Raw genomic sequence first — 2,808 nt, 5'->3', positions numbered from 1 at the left:
GGAGCGCGATCCGCGGCGGCGATCGCGTCGGCGCGCTCGGCTTCGGCAGCGGCGTCACCGGCGAAGTGCGGCCCGCCGGCGGACCGCGCGGCGTGCTGCACTGCCTGCGCGCGCTCGCCGACTGGGACGCGCTCGCGCGTGCCGATCCGGCCGCGACCGCCGAGCCGCTGTCGCAGGCGCTCGAACGTACGCGGCGTCTCGCGCGGCCGGGCACACTGATCGTGCTGCTCAGCGACGGCTTCAGCGCCGACGCCGCGGCCGAGGCGCCGCTCGCGCGCCTCGCCGGCCACGGCGAACTGCGCATCATCGTGACGACCGACGCGCTCGAGACCACGGCACCGCCGCGCGGCCGCTATGCGATCGAAGTCGGCGGCCTGCGCCGGCGCGTCGATTTCGGCGGCAGCGCCGACGCACGCTGGACGCAGGCGTTCCGCGAGCGCCGCGAAACGCTGCTGCAGCAGGCCCGCCGTCTCGGCGTCGGCGTGCTGACGCTCGACACGCGCGACGATCCCGCGCGCAGCCTCGCGCCGCTGAGTCTTGCGCTCGCGACGCGCCGGAGCGGCGGCTGATGGCCAACGACATGCCCGCCCTGCGCGACATTCATCTGCCGCCGCCGCCGTCGCTGTGGCCCCCGGCGCCGGGCTGGTGGATCGCCGCGCTGCTGCTGCTCGCCGCGCTCGCGGCGGGCCTCTGGCTGCTGCGCCGCGGCCGCGCGCGCCAGCGCCGTCGGCAAAGGCTGCTCGCGGAGTTCGACGCGCTGCTTCCCGCTTCAGCCGCGGTCGAGAGCGCACCGGTCTACCTCGCCGCGCTGTCGGCGTTCCTGCGCCGTCTCGCGCGAGCGGTCAGCATGGACGCGGCCACGCTGCAAGGCGACGCCTGGATCCGGTTTCTCGACCGCCACGGCGACGGCTTCGCGGCCTATGCGGACGCGCTGAACGACGGTGCGTGGCGCGCGCAGGCGAGTGTGGACGTGACCTCGCTGCATGCGATCGCGCGCCGGCACCTGCAGCACGTACTCGCGAGCGAGCTGCGCCATGTTTGAGTGGGCCTGGCCCTGGCTGTTCCTGCTGCTGCCGCTGCCGTGGCTCGTGCTGCGCTGGCGGCCGGCCGGCGACGAGCGCGGCGCCGCGCTGCACCTGCCGTACGACGGCGTGCTCGATCCGGCCGAGGTCGCCGGCAGCGGGCGCGGCGCAACCGCCGGGCGCATCGCCGCGTGGCTGGTCTGGGCGCTGCTCGTCGCCGCTGTCGCACGGCCGCAGTGGATCGGCGAACCCTCCGACCTGCCGCGCAGCGGCCGCGAAATGCTGCTCGCGCTCGACGTGTCGGGCAGCATGAACATCGGCGACATGAGTCTGAACGGCGCGCAGGCGACGCGCTTCCAGGCCATGCAGGTGATCGTCGGCGACTTCATCGCGCGCCGCACCGGCGATCGCGTCGGCCTGATCCTGTTCGGCTCCAACGCCTACCTGCTGACGCCGCTGACCTTCGACGTGAAGACCGTGAAGACCCAGCTCGACGAATCGGCCGTCGGCCTCGCCGGCCGCGAGACGGCGATCGGCGACGCGCTCGGGCTCGCGATCAAGCGCCTGCGCGAGCGGCCCGAGGCGCAGCGCGTCGTCGTGCTGCTGACCGACGGCGTCAACACGGCCGGCGAGATCGACCCGCGCAAGGCGGCGGAACTCGCGCAGGCGGAAAAAGTAAAGGTCTATACGATTGGGCTCGGCGCCGAGCGCATGCGCGTCGACGACTTCTTCGGCAGCCGCTCGGTCAATCCGTCGGCCGACCTCGATGCCGCACTGCTGACCGAGATCGCCGACAAGACCGGCGGCCGCTTCTTCCGCGCGCGCGACACGGCGGAACTCGCCGGTATCTATCAGGCGATAGACCGGCTCGAACCGGCTGCCGACCAGAGCGAGCGCTATCGTCCGGTGCGCGAACTGTTTCACGTGCCGCTGGGTCTCGCGCTGCTGTTCGCGCTCCTGCCGCTGCTCGACCCGCGCCGCTACGCGGCGCTGCGCTGGCGAGGTGCCGCGTGATCGCCGAGTTCACGTTCCTGCGGCCGTGGTGGCTGCTCGCGCTCGCGGCGCTGCCGCTGCTCTGGTTCGCCCTGCGCGGTGACGGCGGCCTGCAGCGCAGCTGGGCGCGCGCGGTCGATGCGCACCTGCTCGAACATCTCGTCGCCGGCCGCGAAACGCCGCGGCGCTGGCCGGCCGCGGTACTCGCGCTCGGCTGGATCGTCGCCTGCATCGCGCTCGCGGGGCCGGCCTGGGAACGCCTGCCGACCCCGCTGTACCGCAACCAGAATGCGCGCGTGATCGCGCTGGAGCTCAGTCCGAGCATGCTCGCGGCCGATCTCAAGCCGAACCGCCTGACGCGTGCGCGCTTTGCGATCCGCGACCTGCTCGATGCGCGCGGCGACGGCCAAGTCGCGCTGCTCGGCTATTCCGGCGACGCGTTCGTCGTCGCGCCGATGACCGACGACGCCGAGACCGTGCGCAACCTGCTCGGCGAACTCGATCCGGCCATCATGCCGGTGGCGGGCAACGAAACCGCGATCGCGATCCGGCGCGGCGTCGAGCTGATCCGGCAGTCGGGGGCGAGCGGCGGCGAGATCGTGCTGGTCTGCGACGCAGCCGCGGGCAACGCCGATGTCGCCGCGCGCGAGGCCGCGCAACAGGGCATCCGCGTTTCCGTGCTCGCGGTCGGCACCGCCGCCGGCGCGCCGGTGAGCCTGCCACAAGGGGATTTCTGGAAAAATAGCGACGGCGAGATCGTCGTGCCGCGCGTCGACGCGGCGCAGCTGCGCCG

The 2,808-nt window shown here is 73.5% G+C and carries 3 protein-coding genes and 1 pseudogene; all 4 read left to right on the top strand.

Translation table 11 applies throughout. The features are described 5' to 3' along the window. A pseudogene (locus VLF18_RS03615) lies at nucleotides 1-569 on the top strand (DUF58 domain-containing protein); the annotation flags it as partial. After that, nucleotides 569-1,042: a DUF4381 family protein gene (locus tag VLF18_RS03610; protein WP_325278256.1), complete on the top strand. Its 474-nt coding sequence runs from the start codon at nucleotides 569-571 to the stop codon at nucleotides 1,040-1,042. The pseudogene VLF18_RS03615 and the gene VLF18_RS03610, both read left to right, overlap by 1 nt. Continuing rightward, entirely contained in the window at nucleotides 1,035-2,036 is a 1,002-nt protein-coding gene (locus VLF18_RS03605) for a VWA domain-containing protein (RefSeq protein WP_325278255.1), read from the top strand. Before VLF18_RS03610 ends, VLF18_RS03605 begins: the two co-directional genes overlap by 8 nt. Further along, nucleotides 2,033-2,808 (top strand): VWA domain-containing protein (locus VLF18_RS03600; protein WP_325278254.1); only part of this gene is annotated, 776 nt, incomplete at its 3' end. The genes VLF18_RS03605 and VLF18_RS03600, both read left to right, overlap by 4 nt.

Source organism: Tahibacter sp., from assembly GCF_035481375.1.
Lineage (GTDB): Bacteria > Pseudomonadota > Gammaproteobacteria > Xanthomonadales > Rhodanobacteraceae > Tahibacter.
The sequence above is the reverse complement of the archived record's forward strand: the minus strand, read 5'-3'. Positions and strand labels throughout refer to the sequence as shown.

Bases quoted from the DNA above. Each gene is read 5' to 3' on its own strand.
- VLF18_RS03605 (WP_325278255.1), top strand. From the start codon at position 1,035: ATGTTTGAGTGGGCCTGGCCCTGGCTGTTCCTGCTGCTGCCGCTGCCG.
- VLF18_RS03610 (WP_325278256.1), top strand. From the start codon at position 569: ATGGCCAACGACATGCCCGCCCTGCGCGACATTCATCTGCCGCCGCCG.